17 protein-coding genes and 1 tRNA gene are annotated in these 20,255 nt (G+C 72.7%); 7 read left to right on the forward strand and 11 right to left on the reverse strand.

The window, feature by feature from the left end; genetic code table 11:
• Positions 1-44 precede the first annotated feature (44 nt).
• From rpsI to ABD907_RS03285, 3 genes are all read right to left on the reverse strand, one after another.
• The gene (rpsI, locus tag ABD907_RS03275) at positions 45-536 is read right to left on the reverse strand and encodes a 30S ribosomal protein S9 (protein WP_345215053.1); all 492 of its coding nucleotides are present in this window, start codon (positions 534-536) and stop codon (positions 45-47) included.
• A gap of 45 nt (positions 537-581) precedes the next feature.
• Positions 582-1,025, reverse strand: a complete 444-nt coding sequence (gene rplM / locus ABD907_RS03280; RefSeq protein ID WP_345215054.1) for a 50S ribosomal protein L13 — start codon at positions 1,023-1,025, stop codon at positions 582-584.
• Between the two features lie 218 nt (positions 1,026-1,243).
• Positions 1,244-2,923, reverse strand: coding sequence for an ATP-binding cassette domain-containing protein (locus tag ABD907_RS03285; RefSeq protein ID WP_345215055.1), 1,680 nt, complete (start codon positions 2,921-2,923; stop codon positions 1,244-1,246).
• A 108-nt stretch (positions 2,924-3,031) separates the two neighbouring features.
• Here ABD907_RS03285 and ABD907_RS03290 point away from each other — a divergent pair, with 108 nt between their 5' ends.
• Together ABD907_RS03290 and fdhD are read left to right on the forward strand one after the other, a co-directional pair.
• Entirely contained in the window at positions 3,032-3,568 is a 537-nt protein-coding gene (locus ABD907_RS03290) for a DUF5709 domain-containing protein (protein WP_345215056.1), read from the forward strand.
• Positions 3,569-3,707: 139 nt separating this feature from the next.
• Positions 3,708-4,589, forward strand: a complete 882-nt coding sequence (gene fdhD / locus ABD907_RS03295) for a formate dehydrogenase accessory sulfurtransferase FdhD (RefSeq protein WP_345215057.1) — start codon at positions 3,708-3,710, stop codon at positions 4,587-4,589.
• Positions 4,590-4,607: 18 nt separating this feature from the next.
• Here the strand turns inward: fdhD and ABD907_RS03300 are convergent, their stop codons facing one another.
• Positions 4,608-5,540: a tRNA pseudouridine synthase A gene (locus ABD907_RS03300; protein WP_345215058.1), complete on the reverse strand. Its 933-nt coding sequence runs from the start codon at positions 5,538-5,540 to the stop codon at positions 4,608-4,610.
• A gap of 140 nt (positions 5,541-5,680) precedes the next feature.
• Here ABD907_RS03300 and fdhA point away from each other — a divergent pair, with 140 nt between their 5' ends.
• A complete protein-coding gene (gene fdhA, locus ABD907_RS03305) occupies positions 5,681-6,898 on the forward strand; it encodes a formaldehyde dehydrogenase, glutathione-independent (RefSeq protein ID WP_345215059.1) in 1,218 nt (405 codons plus the stop codon).
• A 156-nt stretch (positions 6,899-7,054) separates the two neighbouring features.
• Here fdhA and nrfD read toward each other — a convergent pair whose 3' ends face one another.
• Genes nrfD through selD form a run of 4 tightly spaced genes read right to left on the reverse strand, consistent with a single transcriptional unit; the run spans position 7,055 to position 13,332 of the window.
• Positions 7,055-7,987, reverse strand: a complete 933-nt coding sequence (gene nrfD / locus ABD907_RS03310; RefSeq protein ID WP_345215060.1) for an NrfD/PsrC family molybdoenzyme membrane anchor subunit — start codon at positions 7,985-7,987, stop codon at positions 7,055-7,057.
• A gap of 32 nt (positions 7,988-8,019) precedes the next feature.
• On the reverse strand, positions 8,020-9,027 hold the full coding sequence (locus tag ABD907_RS03315; protein WP_345215061.1) for a 4Fe-4S dicluster domain-containing protein: 1,008 nt from the start codon (positions 9,025-9,027) through the stop codon (positions 8,020-8,022).
• On the reverse strand, positions 9,020-12,319 hold the full coding sequence (gene fdh / locus ABD907_RS03320) for a formate dehydrogenase (protein WP_345215062.1): 3,300 nt from the start codon (positions 12,317-12,319) through the stop codon (positions 9,020-9,022). The genes ABD907_RS03315 and fdh overlap by 8 nt, the downstream gene beginning before the upstream one ends.
• On the reverse strand, positions 12,316-13,332 hold the full coding sequence (selD, locus tag ABD907_RS03325) for a selenide, water dikinase SelD (protein WP_486334044.1): 1,017 nt from the start codon (positions 13,330-13,332) through the stop codon (positions 12,316-12,318). The genes fdh and selD overlap by 4 nt, the downstream gene beginning before the upstream one ends.
• Before the next feature lie 179 nt (positions 13,333-13,511).
• On the opposite strand from selD, the gene ABD907_RS03330 reads away from it, so the two are divergent.
• The 4 genes from ABD907_RS03330 to ABD907_RS03345 all read left to right on the forward strand — a co-directional run bounded on the left by ABD907_RS03330 (position 13,512) and on the right by ABD907_RS03345 (position 17,486).
• Positions 13,512-13,606, forward strand: a tRNA-Sec gene (locus ABD907_RS03330).
• 26 nt (positions 13,607-13,632) lie between these two features.
• Positions 13,633-14,940: an L-seryl-tRNA(Sec) selenium transferase gene (gene selA, locus ABD907_RS03335; protein ID WP_345215063.1), complete on the forward strand. Its 1,308-nt coding sequence runs from the start codon at positions 13,633-13,635 to the stop codon at positions 14,938-14,940.
• 1 nt (position 14,941) lies between these two features.
• Positions 14,942-16,720 (forward strand): SelB domain-containing protein, encoded by a 1,779-nt coding sequence (locus tag ABD907_RS03340; RefSeq protein WP_345215064.1) that lies wholly within the window; start codon positions 14,942-14,944, stop codon positions 16,718-16,720.
• A gap of 10 nt (positions 16,721-16,730) precedes the next feature.
• Complete coding sequence (locus ABD907_RS03345) at positions 16,731-17,486, forward strand: ROK family protein (protein ID WP_345215065.1); 756 nt, start codon at positions 16,731-16,733, stop codon at positions 17,484-17,486.
• Between the two features lie 90 nt (positions 17,487-17,576).
• On the opposite strand, the gene ABD907_RS03350 is transcribed toward ABD907_RS03345, so the two are convergent.
• The 3 genes from ABD907_RS03350 to ABD907_RS03360 are packed head-to-tail and all read right to left on the reverse strand — an operon-like array spanning position 17,577 to position 20,186.
• Positions 17,577-18,311, reverse strand: a complete 735-nt coding sequence (locus tag ABD907_RS03350; protein ID WP_345215066.1) for an alpha/beta fold hydrolase — start codon at positions 18,309-18,311, stop codon at positions 17,577-17,579.
• Between the two features lie 31 nt (positions 18,312-18,342).
• A complete protein-coding gene (locus ABD907_RS03355; protein WP_345215067.1) occupies positions 18,343-19,191 on the reverse strand; it encodes an ABC transporter permease in 849 nt (282 codons plus the stop codon).
• Complete coding sequence (locus tag ABD907_RS03360) at positions 19,188-20,186, reverse strand: ATP-binding cassette domain-containing protein (protein WP_345215068.1); 999 nt, start codon at positions 20,184-20,186, stop codon at positions 19,188-19,190. The genes ABD907_RS03355 and ABD907_RS03360 overlap by 4 nt, the downstream gene beginning before the upstream one ends.
• Between the last annotated feature and the right edge of the window lie 69 nt (positions 20,187-20,255).

A 20,255-nucleotide genomic window follows, 5' to 3' on the forward strand; every position in this document is an offset into this window, starting at 1 on the left:
CTCGCGCCCAACCTCCGCTGCGCCTTCGTCAGCGCTTGCCTTCGTCAGCGCTTGGAGTACTGCGGGGCCTTGCGGGCCTTCTTCAGCCCGGCCTTCTTGCTCTCGACGGCGCGGTCGTCACGCGTGAGGAACCCGGCCTTCTTCAGGACCGGACGGTTCGACTCGGTGTCGATCTCGTTGAGCGCCCGGGAGATGCCCAGACGCAGGGCACCGGCCTGGCCGGAGATGCCGCCGCCGTTGATACGAGCGATGACGTCGAAACGGCCCTCGATGTCGAGCAGCGAGAACGGGTCGTTCACGAGCTGCTGGTGCAGCTTGTTCGGGAAGTAGCCCTCGAGCGAACGCCCGTTGATGGACCACTGGCCGGTGCCCGGCACGAGGCGGACCCGGGCGATGGCCTCCTTGCGGCGGCCGAGCGCCTGGCCCGGAGCCGTGAGGGACGTGCCCTGGCCGGCGGCCGGGCCTTCGCTCTCGGTGGTGTAGCTGTCGGGGACGTTCTCGTCCTCGACGTCGATCTCGGGAGTGGTCTCAGCCACAGTTCTCCTTCAGTCCTGTTCTGTGCCGCAGGCGCCCGGAGGGCGTTACTGGGTCACCTGGGTGATCTCGAAGGTCTGCGGCTTCTGCGCATGGTGCGGGTGCTCCGCACCGGCGTAGACCTTCAGCTTGCTGAGCTGGGCGCGCCCCAGGGAGTTCTTCGGGATCATGCCGCGGACGGCCTTCTCCACGGCGCGCTCGGGGAACCGCTCGAGGAGCTCGGTGTAGCTCTTGGTCTTCAGTCCGCCCGGGTAACCGGAGTGGCGGTACGCGATCTTCTTCTCGCGCTTGTTACCGGTCAGGGCGACCTTGTCAGCATTGATGATGATGACGAAGTCCCCGTTGTCCACGTGAGGGGCGAACGTCGGCTTGTGCTTCCCACGGAGCAGGGCCGCGACCTGGGTCGCGAGCCGGCCGAGGACGACGTCGGTAGCGTCGATGACGTACCAGCTCTTCGTCACGTCGCCAGGCTTCGGTGAATACGTGCGCACGGGCGTAGCCTTCGTTTCTTCAGCGTTCTTCCGGTGCAGCGATGGCAGCACTGCGACCCATGGTCAGGTGTAGCTCGTTGCTCTCGTCCGCGCTCGAGAACCGGCGAGTGGGATGACACCGGCGAGCGCACGCTGACGTGCAACGCGAACCCAGAGTACCGGTCGGGCGTATAAGGGGTCAAAGGACGGCGAGGTCGGTTCTGGTGAGACCTGCCACGTCACCGCGCCCGGACGCCGTCGTCCTCCCAGACCGGTTCGGCGGTCTCGACGACCGAGCCGTCGGCGCGGACCTGGAGGAAGCGGTCGAATGACCTGGTGAACCACCGGTCGTGGGTGACGGCGACCACCGTCCCCTCGAAGGCGGCCAGCCCCGCCTCCAGAGCCTCGGCCGAGTGCAGGTCCAGGTTGTCGGTGGGCTCGTCCAGCAGCAGCAGGGTCGCGCCGGACAGCTCCAGCAGCAGGATCTGGAGCCGTGCGGCCTGGCCGCCGGAGAGGGTCTCCACGCGCTGCTCGGCGGCGCGGGCGAGCTCGTACCGGTCGAGGACCCGTCCGGCCTGCTCTCGGCCCATCCCGTCCCGGTTGCCCTCGCCGCGGTGCAGCACCTCCAGGAGGGTGCGGCCGGTGAGGTCGCCGCGCACGTGGGACTGGGAGAACCAGCCGGGACGCACGCGTGCACCGAGCCGTGCCGTGCCGGTGTGCGCCACCGGGTCCGCCGGCCGACCGTCGGCAGGTGCATGTTCGGTGCCCGGGTCGCTGCCGCCGCCGGCGAGCAGGCGTAGCAGGTGCGACTTGCCGGTGCCGTTGGAGCCGAGGACGGCGAGTCGCTCGCCGAACCAGACCTCCAGGTCGAACGGGGCGGTGAGCCCGTCCAGGGCGAGGTGCTCGCACACGATCGCGCGCTTGCCGGTCCGGCCACCGCGCAGCCGCATGCTCACGTGCTGATCGGCCGCCACCACCTCGGGCGGGCCCGCCGCCTCGAACCTGGCGAGCCTGGTCCTCGCGGCCTGCAGCCGAGCGGCCATGTCCGAGTTGTACGAAGCCTTCTGCCTGTACATGACGACGAGCTGACGCAGCTTGGCGTGCTCCTCGTCCCACCGCCGTCGCTGCTCCTCGAGGCGGCTCATCCGATCGGCACGAGCGGCGGGGAAGGTGGCGAAGGAACCGGTGTGCACCCAGGCGAGCGACCCGGTGGGGCCCGGTTCGAGGGCAGCGACGTGCGTCGTCGTGCGGGCCAGGAGCTCACGGTCGTGGCTGACGTACAGCACACCTTTGTCGCTCTCGAGCAGGCGGTCCTCCAGCCACCGCTTGGTGGGTACGTCGAGGGAGTTGTCCGGCTCGTCGAGGACGAGCAGCTCCGCCGGCGAGCGGAGCAGGGCGCTGAGCACGATGCGCTTCGCCTCCCCGCCCGAGAGGGAGGTGGCGGACCGGTGCCCAGCGCGTTCGAACGGCTGGGACAGGACGTCCATCGTGATCTCGTCCCACTCCGCCTCGACGGCGTAGCCGCCGACCTCGGCCCAGTCGGCGAGCGCCTGGGCGTAGGCGAGCTGGGTGGGTTCGTCGTCGTCGGTCATCATCGCGAGCTCGGCCGCGGTGAGGCGTTCGGCGACGTCGCGCAGTCGTGGCGGCGCGTGCTCGACCAGAAGATCACGAACGGAGCGGTCGTCGGCGGTCCGCCCGACGAGCTGCCCCATCACCGCGAGGGTCCCGGTGCGGGTGACCGCTCCACGGTGGGGCTCGAGGTCACCGGTCGCGATGCGGACCAGGGTGGTCTTGCCCGCCCCGTTGGGGCCCACGAGCGCCACGCGCTGGCCGTCGCCCACCCGGAGCGAGACGTCCGCGAGGAGGCCCCTGCCGTCCGGGAGGTCGTAGCCGATGCCGGCCAGCTCGAGGTGTGCCACGGACCCAGGATCGCCCGCCGGGCACTCACGGTCCACGGGATTACGGTGCTGAACCAGCGTCTCGACGCTCCCGATGCGACACCGCTCCCCCGGTGGCACGCTGGCCGCATGAGCACCGACCACACCGAGCCGACGCCGCAGCCCACCGGTCCCGGCGAGGACCAGTACGTCCCCGACGAGTCCTGGCAGCCGGGCGAGGACGACGCCCTGCTCGACCACCCCTCGGAGGACGTGCTCGACGAGGGCGTCACGGCGCCCGACGACGATCCCCTGGCCGGCCTCGACCTGACGGAGCAGGGCCAGCGTGAGGGCGAGGACCACGACGACCGCCTCGCCCGCGAGGAACCGGACGTCTGGGAGGACGAGCCGTCCTCCGACGACGACTCCGACACTTCTCCCTACGCCGGCCCGGGCCCCAGCGGCGAGCCCGCGCCGGACGGCGTGGACGACACCGCCGTCGGGCGGCTCGTCAGCGAGCCGGACGACGACGAATGGACCGACGAGCCCGGCGAGAGTCAGGACGTCCTCGCCCAGGACGTCGGCGTCGACGCCGCCCGCTTCATGCCCGAGGAGTCCGCGATGCACACCGAGGAGGAGGTGGCCGTCGAGGAGGGCGGCACCGTGGAGCCGGACGAGCGGGCGTAGCCGGGCTCCCCGTTGCGGCTCCCGTCCGGTCGCAGGATCGCACGCTCACACCGGCGTGGCCGGACGTGGCACCATCGAGGCGGACACCCGAGCATCGACCAGCGGCCGGAGGCCCGGCCCCGAGCGGACGGAAAAACCTGTGGCCAGAGTGACCCGGCGGCACCCGGTGCTGCGGCTCACTCTCGACGGCGGATCCCGGCAGCGTGCCGACCGGGTCGCCGGCGAGGAGCCGCTGGAGATCCGGCTCGACGTGCCGTGGACCGTGACGATGCGCACGCCGGGCGACGACTTCGATCTGGTGGCCGGGTTCCTGGTCTCCGAAGGCGTCGTCAGCCGCTCGAGCGACATCGCTGCGCTGACCTACGGGCCGGGGGTGAACCCGGACGGCACCGCGAGCTACAACATCGTCGACGTGCGCCTCGCCGCCGGGGTGGCTCCGCCGGACGCGGACCGCGCGCGCCAGGTGTACACCTCGAGTTCGTGCGGGATCTGCGGCACCGCGTCGATCGAGGCCGTGCGCCAGACGTCAGTCTTCGACGTGGCGCAGGATCCGACGCGTATCGCGCTGCCCGAGCTGCTGGCGCTGCCGGACCGGCTCCGCGCGGCGCAGCGTGTCTTCGACGCCACGGGAGGCACGCACGCCGCCGGCCTGTTCGCCGTAGATGCCAAGGGTCGGACCGAGCTGATGTGCGTGCGCGAGGACGTCGGCCGGCACAACGCGGTCGACAAGGTCGTCGGCTGGGCCCTGCGCGAGGGCCGGATCCCGCTGTCGTCGACGGTGCTGCAGGTCAGCGGGCGCGCGTCCTTCGAGCTGGTGCAGAAGGCCTGGATGGCGGGGATCCCCGCCCTGGCCGCGGTGAGCGCGCCGTCCTCGCTGGCGGTGGAGCTGGCCGAGGACTGCGGGATGCTGCTGGCCGGCTTCAGCCGTGGCAGCAGCGTCAACGTCTACGCGGGAGCGGAGCGGGTCACGGAGCGGGTGCCCACCCGCACCGCTGAAGCCGGTGCCGGCACCGCGCGCTGAGCTGTCGCCGTCGAGCCGTCAGCCTTCCTCGTCGACCGAGAGGGTGCGGATACCGCGGGACGCGGCGGCGCGGGCGGCGAGCTCGTCGTCCGGCGGGTAGGCGACCTCCTCGAGGGTGAGCCCGTGCGCGGGTGCGACGGTCACGCCCGAGTCGCGCAGTCCCGCCTGCAGCACCCGAGCCGGCCAGCGTTCGTCGCGGCGTCCATGACCCACCTCGAAGCACGCGCCGACGAGGGCCCGCACCATGGAGCGGCAGAACGCGTCGGCCCGAACCTCGGCGATGACGAGCCCAGCGTCCGGGGCGAAGGCCGGCACCCGCGACCACCGGAAGTCCAGCAGCGTGCGGATCGTCGTCGCCCCCTCACGGGGCTTGCAGTAGGCGGCGAAGTCGTGCTCGCCGAGGAGCCGACCGGCGGCGTCGTCCATCGGCTCGACCTCGAGCGGGCGGGTGCGCCGCAGCACCTCACGGCGGCGCAGCGGGTCTGCCGTCGACGGGCTGTCGGCCACCCGGTAGCGGTACCGGCGCCAGAGCGCCGAGAACCGGGCGTCGAACCCGGCCGGTGCCTCGGTGGCGCGGTGGACGACCAGGTCCCCGGTGCCCCGCGGCCGCGCGCCAGTTCCCAGCAGACCGGCCAGCCGGATCACCAGGCTCGCGCCCGGGCTCCGGTCGCTGCGCCCGACGACGGCGTCCCAGGCCTGGCGGGGCACGTCCAGGTGGGCGACCTGCCCGCGGGCGTGGACGCCGGCGTCCGTGCGACCCGCCACGGTCAGCCGGACCGGCCGGGGCAGTCGCAGGATGGTGGCCAGCGCGTCCTCGAGCGTGCCCTGGACGGTGCGCTGACCGGGCTGGGCGGCCCAGCCGGCGAAGTCGGTGCCGTCGTAGGACAGGTCCAGCCGGACCCGTACGAGGTCCGGCGACGGCGGCTCGGCGGCATCGGAGGTGGTGCTCACCCGCCGAGGCTAGCTTCCGGTTCGCGGCTGACGCAGAGTGCTCACGGCAGGGGGTTGCGCCGCCGCCGCGTCGTGGAAGGGTGGGACCCCCGGGCTCGACCTGGGTCCGGGTGTGTCCACACGCACGAGGAGGCTCGACGGTGAGCAACAAGGCAGTGAGCTACGCGGGACCCGGCAAGGTGGAGGTCATCGACACTCCCTACCCGGAGTTCGAGCTCAAGGACGGACCCGGCGTCAATCCCGCGAACGTCGGTCGACAGGTCCATCACGGCATCATCCTCAAGACCGTCTCGACCAACATCTGCGGCTCGGACCAGCACATGGTCCGTGGCCGCACCACCGCGCCCGAGGGCCTGGTCCTCGGGCACGAGATCACCGGCGAGGTGGTCGAGGTCGGCCGCGACGTCGAGTTCATCAAGAAGGGCGACATCGTCTCCGTGCCCTTCAACATCGCCTGCGGGCGGTGCCGAAACTGCAAGGAGGGCAAGACAGGCATCTGTCTCAACGTCAACCCGGAACGACCCGGATCGGCGTACGGCTACGTTGACATGGGCGGCTGGGTCGGCGGGCAGGCCGAGTACGTCCTGGTGCCCTACGCGGACTGGAACCTGCTGACGTTCCCGGACAAGGACCAGGCGATGGAGAAGATCCTCGACCTGACCATGCTCTCCGACATCTTCCCCACCGGCTTCCACGGCGCCGTGAGCGCGGGTGTCGGGGTGGGCTCCACGGTGTACGTCGCCGGTGCCGGGCCCGTGGGTCTGGCGGCCGCCACGTCGGCGCACCTCCTGGGCGCCGCCGTCGTCATCGTCGGTGACCTCAACGCCGACCGGCTGGCGCAGGCGAAGAGCTTCGGCTGCGAGACGGTGGATGTCTCCAAGGGCGACCCGAAGGACCAGATCGAGCAGATCCTCGGCGTCCCCGAGGTGGACTGCGGCGTCGACGCGGTCGGGTTCGAGGCCCGTGGGCACGGCGAGAACGCCAAGACGGAGGCACCGGCGACGGTGCTGAACTCGTTGATGGACATCACTCGCGCCGGCGGTGCTCTCGGGATCCCCGGCCTGTACGTCACCGGTGATCCCGGTGCCGCCGAGGAGGGGGCCCGGGAGGGCTCGCTGTCGATCCGGTTCGGGCTGGGCTTCGCCAAGTCGCACGTCTTCGTCACGGGCCAGTGCCCGGTCATGCAGTACCACCGAGGCCTGATGCAGGCGATCCTGCACGACAAGGTCAGCATCGCGAAGAACGTCAATGCCACGGCGATCTCGCTCGACCAGGCCCCGCAGGGCTACGAGGACTTCGACAAGGGTGCGGCCAAGAAGTTCGTGCTCGACCCGCACGGGATGATCGACGCGGCCTGACGCCCCCGCCGAAGCACCGCCGCCCGCCGATCCCGGCCCGCACGGCAAACGCCGACCAAGCCCTGAGTTGACCTCTCCTTCCGGATTCGCCGACCTAGGGCTTGCTCGGCGAGCGGGCGGGTGGCGGACGACCGTGCGGGGACAGGACGACGGCGGTCAGTCCCCCGTGTACCTGACCGTCTCCCCCCGCTCGACCCGCTCGCGCTGCGGCACGACGGTGTACTTCGGGTCCTTCGCCGAGTCCATGCCCGCGTGGAACACCCCGAACCGCGTGCAGACGGAGCCAGCGACCAGGGCCGCACCGGAGGCGACGGCGGCCACGCGGCTGCGTCCGGCCAGCAACGACAGGGCCGCGCCGCCCAGCGTGAGGTACCGGGCGGCCGTCATCAGCTTCCCGCCCGTCCCCGTGCGTAGCGGCTCCGCGAGCATGCCGAGGGTGGACTCCATGCGGTGCTCGGCGACGAGCTCGGCGGTCGCGCCCCCGAGGGCGAGCCGGCGCGCCGGCCCAGCCTGCGCCGTCGGGATCAGCGCCATGGCCAAGCCACCGGAGGCGGCGGCCGCGGACCCGCAGAACACGAACGGCAGCTCCCGGTACGACTCGTGCCAGGTGGGCACCGCGGTGTCCGCGAGCAGCACCGCCGTGTAGGCGGCGACGGGCGGGGCGAGCACACCGGCCACCACCCCGGCCGGTCGACCCAGCGCACCGAGCAGCCGGAAGGGACCGCGGCGCCAGCCCAGCATCTGCGCCGCCTCCGCCGCGGCAGCCGCGCCCGCGGGCATCCCGTACGCGGACAGCAGCCACGTCCCGACCGACATCGGCGAGGTGAGCTTGACGGTGCGGAGCATGTTGAGGAAACGCTCGGGCCGGCCGAGGTCGTGCACGAGCGCGGCCATCGAGAACCCCAGCGCGCCGAGTGACGTCAGCCGCCCCGCCCGCCGCAGCGCCGGCCGGCCCGTCAGGTCGGCGCCCGCGGCGAGCAGCGACGAACCGGCGGCGAGGCCGCCCGCGAAGATGTAGGCCGGGATGTCGTGCTCCCACGGCGGAGCCTTGACCACCGGGCGGCCGTAGTACGAGGTGTACTCGGCCACCGTCGGAGCGTCATCGGCGGTGTGCTTCCCGGTCACCGCCGGCCCCCGAGGAACGCTGCGGCCGCACCGGCCAGCAGCGCCAGACCGGCCACGCCGGCGTGGTTGAACATGGACGGCAGATCGCGCGTGGTCACGACGGGGTCGGGCGGGAGGCCGTAGACCTCGGGCTCGTCCAGAAGCAGGAAGAACGCGCCGGCGCCACCGACGCCGTCGCGGTCGTCGTTGCCGTACAGACGAGCACGGTCCTCGCCCTCGGAGCGCACGGTCCCGAGGCGCTGCTCGGCCCGCTCACGCAGCTCGTCGAGGTCGCCGAACTGGATCGAGTCGGTCGGGCAGGCCTTCGCGCAAGCAGGCTCCTGGCCGGCGCCGAGCCGGTCGTAGCACAGCGTGCACTTCTGCGCGATACCGATGTTTCGGGTGCCTTCCGGGCCCTTTCGGCGCTCGATGACGCCGTACGGGCACGCGGCCACGCAGTAGCCGCACCCGTTGCAGACGTCGTCCTGGACGACGACGGTCCCGAACTCCGTCCGCATCAGCGCCCCCGTGGGGCACACGTCGAGGCAGGCGGCATGCGTGCAGTGCTTGCAGACGTCGGAGGACATCAGCCATCGGAAGTCCGGCTGCTCGCCGTCGGGTATCGCCGTCGTCTGCCCCGCCGCGGCGAGCGCGTCGACGTCGCCCTCGTCTCCGGTGACCGTCGGCAGCCCGGACGGCGCCTCGCTCGCGGCGTGGCCGTCGGCGTGCGGGTCGGGCGGGCCCACGCCGGGCATGCCCAGGCTCACCGGCGGCGGACCCGTCTGCTCGACGAACGTGACGTGCCGCCAGGTGCTGCCGCCGAGCTCACCGGAGTTGTCGTAGGAAGACCCGAGCAGGTCGAACCCGTCGTCGGGGATGAGGTTCCACTCCTTGCACGCCACCTCGCACGCCTTGCAGCCGATGCACACGGAGGTGTCGGTGAAGAACCCTTTGCGGGGCGGCGGGTCCTCGTACCCGGCCTCCCGGGCCGGGTCCACCGGCCCGAACAGGCTGTTCCTACTCATCGGTCCCCTCGATCCCGTCGTGTCCGCCTTCGGATCCTGCCGCGCCGCCCTCCTGCCGCGCCGTGACGATCGCCTCGCCCTCCTCGCCGTGCATGCCGGCCCGCCGCAGGTAGTCGGCGACGTAGGCGCGCAGCGCCGGGCCGCGCGGCCGCCGTCCGGGCCGTACGTCGCAGGTGCCGGCCTTCGTCTCCTGGATGAGCACGTTCGGTTCCAGCGAGATCCCGAACAGATCGTTCGCCGAGTCGCCGGTGACGAGGCCGCCGCCGCCCCAGTGGTAGGGCAGCCAGACCTGGTGCACCAGCCGGCCCTCGATGCGCAAGGGCCGGAGGCGGTCGGTGACCATGACGCGCCCCTCGACGGCGGAGCGCCCGGTCACGACGTGGCACCACCCCATGTGCTCCAGGCCTCGCTCGGCGGCGACGTGCGGGCTGACCTCGACGAACATCGCCGGCTGGAGCTCGGACAGGTACGCCAGGTAGCGGCTCATGCCGCCGGCGGTGTGGTGCTCGGTCAGTCGCGACGTCGTGTACACGTACGGGAAGACGCCGGTGCTGTCCGGGCCCGGGTTGAGCGGGTTGTCGTGGCGGCGGTACTCCACGCGCGTCGGGTTGCCCTGCTGCCCGTACAGCGGGTTGCGCTGGTGCGACTCGACCGGCTCGTAGTGGGTCGGCATCGGTCCGTCGAGCAGGCCCTCGGGGGCGAACAGGGCGCCCTTGCCGTCCCCCTGCATGATGAACGGGTCGTCTCCGGCGATGCCCTCGACGCCGTCGGCGCCGTCGGGCGGGCGGTACTCCGGCGCCTTGTTCTTCTCGAAGTCCGGCACGTCGTGGCCGGTCCACTGCCCGGCCTCGGCGTCCCACCACACGTAGGCCTTGCGCTCGCTCCACGGGCGCCCGTCCGGGTCGGCGGAGGCACGGTTGTACAGGATGCGCCGGTTCGCCGGCCAGGCCCATCCCCATTCGGACGCGACCCAGGACTGCTCCGATCCGGGCCGCCGCCGGGCCGCCTGGTTGACGCCGTCGGCGAAGACGCCGGTGTAGATCCAGCAGCCCCCCACGGTGGAGCCGTCCGCGCGCAGCTCGGTGAAGCTCGACAGCGGGCGTCCGGTGTCGGTCTCGTAACCGTTGATCTCCATCAGCACGGACTCGGCGCTGGGCTCGTCCTGCGGACCGTGCGTCGGGTAGTCCCAGGCGAGGTCGAGGACCGGCCGGTCGCGCTCGAGCGTGGAACCGGCGAGGCGCTCGCGGACCAGCCGGCCCAGGTGGTAGAAGAACCACAGCTCGCTGCGGCGGTCCGCCACCGGGTCGAGCGCCTTCTCCCGCCACTGGAGCAACCGCTGCGTCTGGGTGAACGTGCCTTCCTTCTCCACGTGCGAGGCGGCCGGCATGAGGAACACCTCTGTGCCGCACTCCTCAGTGACGATCTCTCCGGTGGAGATCTCCGGGGAGTCCTTCCAGAAGGTGGCGCTCTCGATCTCGACGAGGTCGCGGACCACGAGCCAGTCGAGGTTGGCCATGCCCAGCCGCTGCGCCCGTCCGTGGGCGGACCCGACGGCGGGGTTCTGGCCGAGCAGGAAGTAGCCCTTCACGCTGCCGTCGATCATGTCGAGGACACTGCGGTACGTGCCGTGGTCGCCGGTCAGGCGAGGCAGGTTGTCGAAGGCGTAGTCGTTCTCCGCCGTTGCGTTGTCGCCCCAGTACGCCTTGAGCAGGCTGATCGCGTAGGCGTCGGCGCTCGCCCAGAACCCCTTCGCGCCGGGGTGGCGCACACTGTCCACCCACGAGCCCAGGTCCGTGTGGTCCTGCGCCGTGGGCATCGGCAGGTAGCCGGGCAGCAGGTTGAACAGGGTCGGGATGTCGGTCGATCCCTGGATGCTCGCGTGGCCCCGCAGGGCCAGGATGCCGCCGCCGGGCCGGCCCATGTTCCCCAGCAGGAGCTGGAGGATGGCGCCGGTGCGGATGTACTGGGCACCGGTGCTGTGCTGGGTCCAGCCGACCGAGTAGACGAGCGCCGTGGTCTTCTCGCGACCCGAGCTCTCCACCCACGCACGCGCGACGGCCTCGAACTGCTCGCGCGGGACTCCGCAGGTGTCTTCGACCAGCTCGGGCGTGTAGCGGGAGAAGTGCCGCTTGAGCACCTGGTACACGCACATCGGGTGCTGCAGCGTCTCGTCCCGTGGCGGCGGGCCGGCGACCTGCATGCCGTGGGTCTCGTGCTGCATCGGGGTGGCGGCGGCGCGGTCGCGGACCGCCTCGTGCTCCCCGCTGCCCTCCTCCGGCCGGTCCTGCGCGTACTGCCAGGACGCGGTGTCGTAGGTGCGGGTCTCGGGGTCGAAGCCGGAGAACAGCCCGTCGAGGTCCTCGGTGTCGGCATAGCGCTCGTCGAGGATCGACGCCGCGTTCGTGTACGACAGGACGTAGTCACGGAAGTCGAGCTCGTTGCTGAGCACGTAGTTGATGATCGCGCCGAGGAAGACGATGTCCGTCCCGACCCGCAGCGGCACGAACTGGTGCGCCAGGGCCGAGGTCCGGGTGAACCGAGGGTCGACGTGGATCACCTTGGCGCCGCGCGCCTTGGCCTCCATGACCCACTGGAAGCCCACCGGGTGGGCCTCGGCCATGTTCGAGCCCTGGATGACGATGCAGTCCGCGTTGGCGAGATCCTGCTGGAAACCGGTGGCGCCGCCCCGGCCGAAGCTGGTCCCCAGACCGGGAACCGTGGAGGAGTGTCAAATACGCGCCTGGTTCTCGATCTGCACGGCGCCCATCGCGGTGAAGAGCTTCTTGATGAGGTAGTTCTCCTCGTTGTCCAGCGTCGCTCCGCCGAGGCTGGCGATGCCGAGGGTGCGCCGGACCCGACGGCCCTTCTCGTCCTCGTCCTGCCACGTCTCGGCCCGCGTCGCGACCACCCGGTCGGCGATCATCTCCATGGCGGTCTCGAGGGGCAGGTCCTCCCACTCGGTGCCGTAGGGACGGCGGTACTTCACGGTGGTCAACCGGCCCGGGTTGTTCACCAGGGACGTGCTCGCCGATCCCTTCGGGCACAGCCTCCCGCGGGAGATCGGGCTGTCCGGGTCGCCCTCGATCTGCGTGACGCGCTCGTCCTTGACGTAGACGCGCTGCCCGCAACCGACCGCGCAGTAGGGGCAGACGCTCTTCGCCACCCGGTCCGAGGTCTCCGTGCGGGCGACCTTGCTCTCGGTGGCGGCCGACCGGACGGCCGGGCCACGGCCCAGCCAGTCACGCCCGGTGAGCTGGCGCACGACCGGCCAGCCGAGGAATGTCGCGCTCACGAACGGACCTCGATCCTGCTGGGCCCGTCGGCCGCGACGAGCTCGCCGACGACCGGGTGGCCGGGGATCTCGCCGGCGACCAGCAGGCCGCCGGACGTCTGGGCGTCGGCCAGGAGCAGCAGCTCGTCCTCGGTGGCCCCGCTGTCGAGGTGCGGCCGGACCCAGTCGAGGTTGCGGCGGCTGCCGCCCGGTACGAACCCCTCGGCCAGCGACGTGCGCGCCCCGTCGAGATAGGGCACGGCGGCCGCGTCGACGACGGCGCTCACCCCGCTGGCGCGGACCAGCTTGTAGAGGTGGCCGAGCAGCCCGAACCCGGTGACGTCGGTCGCGCAGATGAGGCCCGCGTCGACGGCGACCCGGGAGGCGTCGACGTTCAACCTCGTCATGACGTCGACGGCCTGATCGAAGACCTCGCCGGTGGCCTTGTGCCGGTTGTTGAGGACGCCGAGGCCGAGCGGCTTCGTCAGCGTCAGCGGCATCCCGGCCTCACCGGCGTCGTTGCGCAGGAGGCGGTCGGCGTCGGCGAGGCCCGTGACGGCCTGGCCGTACTTCGGCTCGGGGTCGTCCACGCTGTGCCCGCCCCCCACGAACACTCCGGCTGCGGCACAGACGTCGGCGCCGCCACGCAGCACCTCGGCGGCGAGGTCGAGCGGAAGCTGCTCGCGCGGCCACGACAGAAGGTTGACGGCCACGACCGGCATCCCGCCCATCGCGTACACGTCCGAGAGGGCGTTGGTGGCGGCGATCCGACCCCAGTCGTAGGCATCGTCGACCACCGGGGTGAAGAAGTCGGCGGTGGCGATCAGCGCGCGGTTCCCGTCGATCCGGACGGCGGCCGCGTCGTCCCCGCACTCGACCCCGACCAGCAGGTTCGCGACGTCCGTGCCGGTCGGTCCGGGCAGGCCCGCCATCATCTGCTCGAGCTCGCCGGGCGGCACCTTGCACGCGCAGCCGCCGCCCGAGGCGAACTGCGTCAGCCGCGTCGTCGAGGTGATGGCAGTCACAGGCGTCACCTTAGAGGCTGCGTCTCGCAACTCGCGAGTCCGCACGCTCGCACGGCCACAGATTCGCACGCGCGCACGCCCGACGCCGCAACGGAGTCCACTTCGGCGGTAGGAGCGACCGCGAGACCCGTCTCCGACCGGTCGCCGACCGCACGCCCGTCGGCTCGCCGACGGCTAGGGTGAGCCGCGGAGGCGTACCTCGTCTGGTGACGGGCGCGGTCCTCAAAACCGTTGTGGTCGGGTATCCCGGCCAGGCGGGTTCGATTCCCGTCCGCCTCCGCCACACTCGACCGTGCGAGGAGGACCAGCGTGGACCGTCGCCGCGCCGTCCCGCGCACCGACCGGGTCCTCGCCGATCCCCGGCTGCAGGAGGCGACCGAGCGGCTCGGTGCCCGTCTCGTCCGGTCCGCCGTCACCGCGGCACAGCAGGCGTGCCGGGCCGGCGAGATCGCGCCCGAGGCGGTTCCAGACGCCGCCGTGAACGGCCTCCCGCCGGCCGCCACCTCCCTGCGCGACGTCCTCAACGCCACGGGCGTCGTCGTGCACACGAATCTGGGCCGGGCGCCGCTGTCGACCGCCGCGATAGAGGCGGTGGCCCTGGCCGCCGGCACCACTGACGTCGAGCTGGACCTCGCGACAGGTCGGCGGGGCCCGCGCGGAGCCGGCGCGCTGACCGCCCTGGCCGCCGCGGTGCCGGACGCCGGCGGCGTGCACGTCGTCAACAACGGCGCGGCCGCGCTGGTCCTGGCCGCGCGTGGGCTGGGCGCCGGCCGCACCGTCGTCCTGGCCCGGGGGGAGATGGTCGAGATCGGCGACTCCTTCCGCATCCCCGAGCTCCTGGAGTCCGTCGGGGCCCGGCTGCGGGAGGTCGGCACCACCAACCGCGTCCGGCTCTCCGACTACGCCGACGCACTCGATGACACGGTCGCGTTCGTGCTCAAGGTCCACCCCTCGAACTTTCGGGTCTCCGGGTTCGTCTCCGCCGTGCCGGTCGAGGAGCTGGCCACCCTGCCGGTCCCGGTCGTCGCCGACATCGGGTCCGGCCTCCTCGCTCCACACCCGCGGCTGCCCGACGAGCCCGACGCGGCGACGACCCTGCGCGCGGGCGCCGACCTGGTGACGGCGTCCGGGGACAAGCTCCTCGGCGGCCCGCAAGCGGGCCTGTTGCTGGGGCGCAGCGACCTCGTGGACCCGCTGCGCCGGCACCCGTTCGCCCGGGCGCTGCGGGTCGACAAGCTGACCTTAGCCGCCCTCGAGGCCACCTTGACCGGCCCCGTCCCGCCCGTGCCGGCGATGCTCGACGCCGATCCCTCCGCCCTCCGCCGTCGCGCCGCGGCGCTGGCCGCGGACCTGACGGACCTGACGGACCTCGCGGCCGAGGCCGTACCCTCGCTGGCTGCCGTCGGTGGCGGGGGCGCCCCGGGCGTCGAGCTGGAATCGGCCGCGGTCGCCGTGACCGCCGAGCTCGCCGAGCCGCTGCGACTGGGCCGTCCGCCCGTCGTCGGCCGGGTGGTCCGCGGGCGCCTGCTGCTGGACCTGCTCACCGTGCCGCCGGACCGCGACGCCGAGCTCGCTACCGCCGTCCGCGTGGCCGCCCGAGACGCCTACGGGACCTGAGGTGCACGTCGTCGTCACCGCCGGGCACGTCGACCACGGCAAGTCCACCCTGGTGCGGGCGCTGACCGGCACCGACCCCGACCGGCTGCCCGAGGAGCACCGCCGGGGCCTGACCATCGAGCTGGGCTACGCGTGGACGACGCTGCCGGGCACCGGCGAGGTCGCGTTCGTCGACGTCCCCGGCCACGAGCGGTTCGTGCCGACGACGCTCGCCGGTATCGGGCCCGTCCCGGTCGCGCTGCTGGTGGTCGCCGCCGACGACCCGTGGATGCCGCAGGCCGCCGAGCACCTCGCGGCCCTCGACGCGCTGGAGGTCTCCCACGCCGTGGTGGCGGTGACCCGGTCGGACCTGGCGGACCCCCGGCCGGCCGTCGCCCGCGCGGGCGCCGAGGTGGCCCGGACCTCGCTCGCCGGCGCGCCGGTGGTCCCCGTCAGTGCCCGGGCCGGTGCCGGCCTGGGCGAGCTGCGGGCGGCGCTCATCGCCGTGCTCGACCGCATCCCGGGCCAGGATCCGGACGCCGACGTGCGGCTGTGGGTGGACCGGCGGTTCACCGTCAAGGGGGCGGGCACCGTCGTCACCGGCACGCTGCCCGCGGGCCGGGTCGCGGCCGGCCGGAAGCTGACGCATCCTGGCGGCACGGTCCGGGTTCGGGCGGTGCAGTCCCTGGGCCGCGAGGTCGCCGAGGCGACCGGCGTGGCCCGGGTGGCCCTCAACGTCACCGGCGACGTCGACGGGCTCGAGCGCGGGACGCCGTTGCTGACCCCGGGCGCCTGGTGGCAGGCCGGCGTCGTCGACGTTCGGCTCCGGGCCGTGCGCGGGGCCGAGCACCCACCCGAGCGGCCGATCCTGCACGTCGGCGCCACCGCCGTCGCGGTGCACCACCGGCCGCTGGGCGAGGACGGTGCGACCTGGCTGGCTCGCCTTTCGCTCGACCGGCCCCTCCCGCTGCGGGTCGGCGACCGCGCCCTGCTGCGCGACCCCGGCGACCGTGCCCTGTGGGGCGTGACCGTGCTCGACCCGGCCCCTCCCGAGCTGCGCCGTCGTGGCGCCGGCGGCCGCCGCGCCGCGGTGCTCCGCGGCGTGGACGGCCGGCCCGACCCGGCCGGTGAGATCGCCCGCCGGGAGGTCGTCACGACGTCGTTCCTGCGGCGCATCGGCACGCCCACGACCGATCCGGCGGCCATCGGCGTGCTGGCGGGCAACGTCGTCGTCTCCCCCGAACGGGCCGATCGCGCCGCCGCGGACGCGGAGCGCCTCGTGCGCGAGCACGACGGCGCTGCTCCGCTCGACCCCGGCGTGCCGACCGCGGCCCTGGCCGACCGGCTCTGCCTGCCGGAGCCGGCCGTCCGTGCGCTGCTGCGCCCGCCGCTGCAGCTGCGCGACGGTCGCGTCACGAGCGACCAGCGTGCCACCGGGCTGCCGGAGCGGGTGGAGGCCGCGCTGTCGGCGCTCGACGCCGACTTCGCCGTTGCCCCGTTCGTCGCCCCGACGGCGGACCGGCTGCGGGAGCTCGGCCTCGACGAGCCGGCCCTGGCCGCGGCCGCACGGGCCGGGCGGGTGCTGCGCCCGGCCCCGGGCGTCGTGCTGGCCGCGGACGCCGACCAGCGGGCGCTGACCGAGCTCGCGGCGCTGCCGCAGCCGTTCACCACCAGCGAGGCACGGGCGCAGCTGGGTACCTCCCGCCGCGCGGTGCTGCCGCTGCTCGATCACCTGGACCGGCAGCGCCTGACCCGCCGGCTGCCGGACGACCGTCGCGAGGTGCGCGGACCGGGCGGGTAGTCTCACGCGGATGAATGCCTCGACGCTCGCCGTGGACTGCGGCGGGGGCGGCATCAAGGCCTCCGTGCTGGACGCGGGCGGGACCATGCACGCCCAGCCGGTCCGCACCTCGACCCACTATCCCCTGCCGCCGTCGAAGCTGGTCAGCACCATCGCCTCGCTCGCCCGCCAGCTGCCACCGGCCGACCGCGCCACGGTGGGGATGCCGGGGATGATCCGCCACGGCGTCGTGATCCACACGCCGCACTACATCACCCGCTCGGGCCCGCGGACCCGGGTGCTGCCGGAGCTGGAGCTGCACTGGTCCGGCTTCGACATGAAGGGGTCGCTGGCGGAGGCCCTCGGCATCCCCGCCCTCGTCCTCAACGACGCCGAGGTGCACGGGGCGGGCGCGATCACCGGTGCCGGTCTGGAGATGATCGTGACGCTCGGTACGGGGCTGGGCAACGCCGTGTTCGACGGTGGCGTGCTCGCCCCGCACGTCGAGCTCAGCCAGGGCCCGGTCAAATGGGGCCTGACCTACGACGACTACATCGGCGAGCACGAGCGCCTGCGCCTCGGGGACGCCATGTGGTCCCGCCGGGTACGCACGATCGTCGACGTGCTCCGGCCCATGTACCGGTGGGACCGGCTCTACCTCGGCGGCGGGAACTCGCGCCGACTCACCCCGCAGTCCCTGTCCCGCCTGGCCGACGACGTGGTGATCGTGCCCAACTCCGCCGGCATCGTCGGCGGCGTGCGGGCGTGGGGCCTGCGCGTGCCCTGACGGTCGTGGATCGCGGCGACGGCGAGGCCGGTCCGACGCGTCGAACGGCACCGGCGACCGGAGCGGGACGGCGGGTCAGGGCAGGGTCGGTCATGCCGCCATCGTGCCGGACGCGTCCGCGACCTCGTCGACCAGCTCGAGGAGGACGCGGTTGAACGCCACCGGGTGGGTGAGGGAGACCAGGTGCGTCGCTCCGGGCACGATGACGAGGCGACCGTGCCTCGTCGCGGCGAGGAACCGGCGCTCGTTGCCGCGGAAGTGGTCCCACCGGCCGTTGACCAGCCACACCGGCGCATCGATCCGGGTCAGGTCGGCGAGGGTGTCCACACCCGTCATCCCGGCCAGCGCGTCCGCCATGACGGAGATCGCCATGCCGCCGGCCTCGAGGTCGGCCCGGCCCGCCTCGGGCACGAACTTCCGCGCCATGAACGCGTTGAGCCCTGCTCCGCCGTCGGGCAGGCGCCCGATCAGTCCCGCCAGCGCGCGGTAGGCGGAGAGTCCGGCACCCTGCGGCTGGGTGCAGCAGGATGCGGCGAGGACGGCGGCCGGCGTGCGGGTGGTCCGGGCCGTCCAGTGCAGCGCCAGGTAGCTGCCCATGGACAGTCCGGCGACGACGACCGGCCCGTCGCGGCCGGCCGTGGCAGCCGCGTCCTCGATGGTCGCGAGCGCGCCGTCGATCGTGAAGTCCTCGTGACGCCGGGTGCCGTGCCCCGGAAGGTCCGGCGCGACGGCGGGAACGCCGGCGGCCTCCAGCGCGGCCTGCTGGCGCCCCCACATGGTGGCGGAGGAGCGGATGCCGTGCACGAGCACGACCGCGGGTGACATGGGACGAGACTACGTCGCGAATGCCGCGGCCTCAGCGACCGAGGTTCTGGAACTGCCGAACCGCGAGCGGGAGGAAGATCGCCATGAGGACGACCGGCCAGACGAGGGCGCCCCCGACGGCGTGCTCGACGATCCAGTAGCTGCTCGCGGACGCGTCGACGCCGGGCGTGTGGAACAGCTCCCGGATCGCACCCGCCGTCGAGGAGACGGGGTTCCAGGCCGCCACCGTGCCGAGCCACCCCGGCATCATCTCCGGCGGCGCGAACACCGAGGAGATGAAGCCGAACGGGAACGCCACGGCGAACAGGCTGCCGGCGGCCTCGGTGTTCTTCAGCAGGAGACCGAGGTAGATGCCGATGAAGATCAGGGCGAGCCGCAGCCAGAGCAGCAGAGCGAACGCGGCCAGGGTCTCCCCCGTGTTGCCGCCGGGTCGCCAGCCGACGACGAGGGCGATCCCGACGATCACCGCCAGATCGACCAACGCCTGGACGATGTCGGCGACGCCGCGGCCGGTGACCACCGCGGAGGAGGACATGGGCATGGACCGGAAGCGGTCCATGAAGCCCTTCTCCTTGTTCATGGTCACGGCGAAGGCCGTGTTCATGAAGCCGAATGCCACGGTCATGGCGAACATGCCGGGCATGGCGTAGTCGACGTAGCCGACGCCGGCCCCCATCCCGGTGACGTCCATGGCGCTGCCGAAGACGTAGACGAACATCAGCACCATGACAACCGGCATCCCGAGTTGCCAGGCGAAGGTGGACGGCTGCCGGACGAGATGGGTGAATTCCTGCAGCACGATCGTCCAGCAGTCGCGGACGGCCCACCGAGCACGACTCCCGAGGGTGTCGTCGTGGGGCTGAGCGAGCGCGGCGGTCATCGGGCCTCCTCGGCTGCGGTGGTGACGGTGCTGGTGGCTGCAGTCTCGGCCGGACGCCGGCCGGTCAGGTGGAGGAAGGCCTGATCGAGGGTGGGCCGGCGCAGCCCGATGTCGGCCACGTCCAGCCCGGACGCTCGCAGCTCGGCAGCCACGGCGGTGAGCGCACGCACGCCGTCGGGTACCGGTGCCCCGACGGTGGCGGCGGCCTCGTCCACGGCCACCTCCACGCCGGCCACGCGGGCCACGAGTTGGGAGATCGCGCCGAGATCCGCCGGATCGGTGGCCACGATCTCGAGGCGCTCGTCCCCGATGCGGCGCTTGAGTCCCGCCGGTGTGTCCTCGACGAAGTTACGACCGTCATCGATCACGCTGATGCGGTCGCAAAGCTGGTCGGCCTCGTCGAGGTAGTGAGTCGTGAGCAGAACGGTGGTCCCGCCGGCCGCGAGGCCACGCACGGCCTGCCAGACCTCGCGGCGCCCGGCTGGGTCCAGACCCGTGGTCGGCTCGTCCAGGAACAGCACAGCGGGAGCGAGAATCATGCTCGCCGCCAGGTCGAGGCGTCGGCGCATGCCGCCGGAGAACTTCTTGGGCGCCCGGTCGGCGGCGTCGGTCAGGTCGAACTGCTCCAGCAACTCGTCCGCCCGACGGCGCGCTGTCGCCTTGTCGAGGCGGAAGAGGCGCCCGAACATCGTCAGGTTCTGGCGGGCGGTGAGCAGGTCGTCGACGGTGGTCTGCTGGCCGGTCAGGCCGATGACCCGCCGCACCTGCCGTGCTTGGCCGGTCACGTCGTACCCGGCGACGGTGGCGCGGCCCTCGTCGAAACGGCTGAGCGTGGTGAGGATGCGCACCGTCGTGGTCTTGCCGGCGCCGTTCGGACCGAGCAGCCCGTGCACGGTGCCGCGTGGGACGGCGAGGTCGAGGCCGTCGAGCGCGAGCTTCTCGCCGTATCGCTTGGTCAGGCCGGTGGCCTCGACGGCGTGGTCGGTCGGGTGCACGGGGGTACCGTCTTTCGCTACTGAGTACGGGGTACGCAGCACTTTAGCGTGCAGCGTACGCGGTAGGCA

The organism is Georgenia halophila (genome assembly GCF_039541595.1).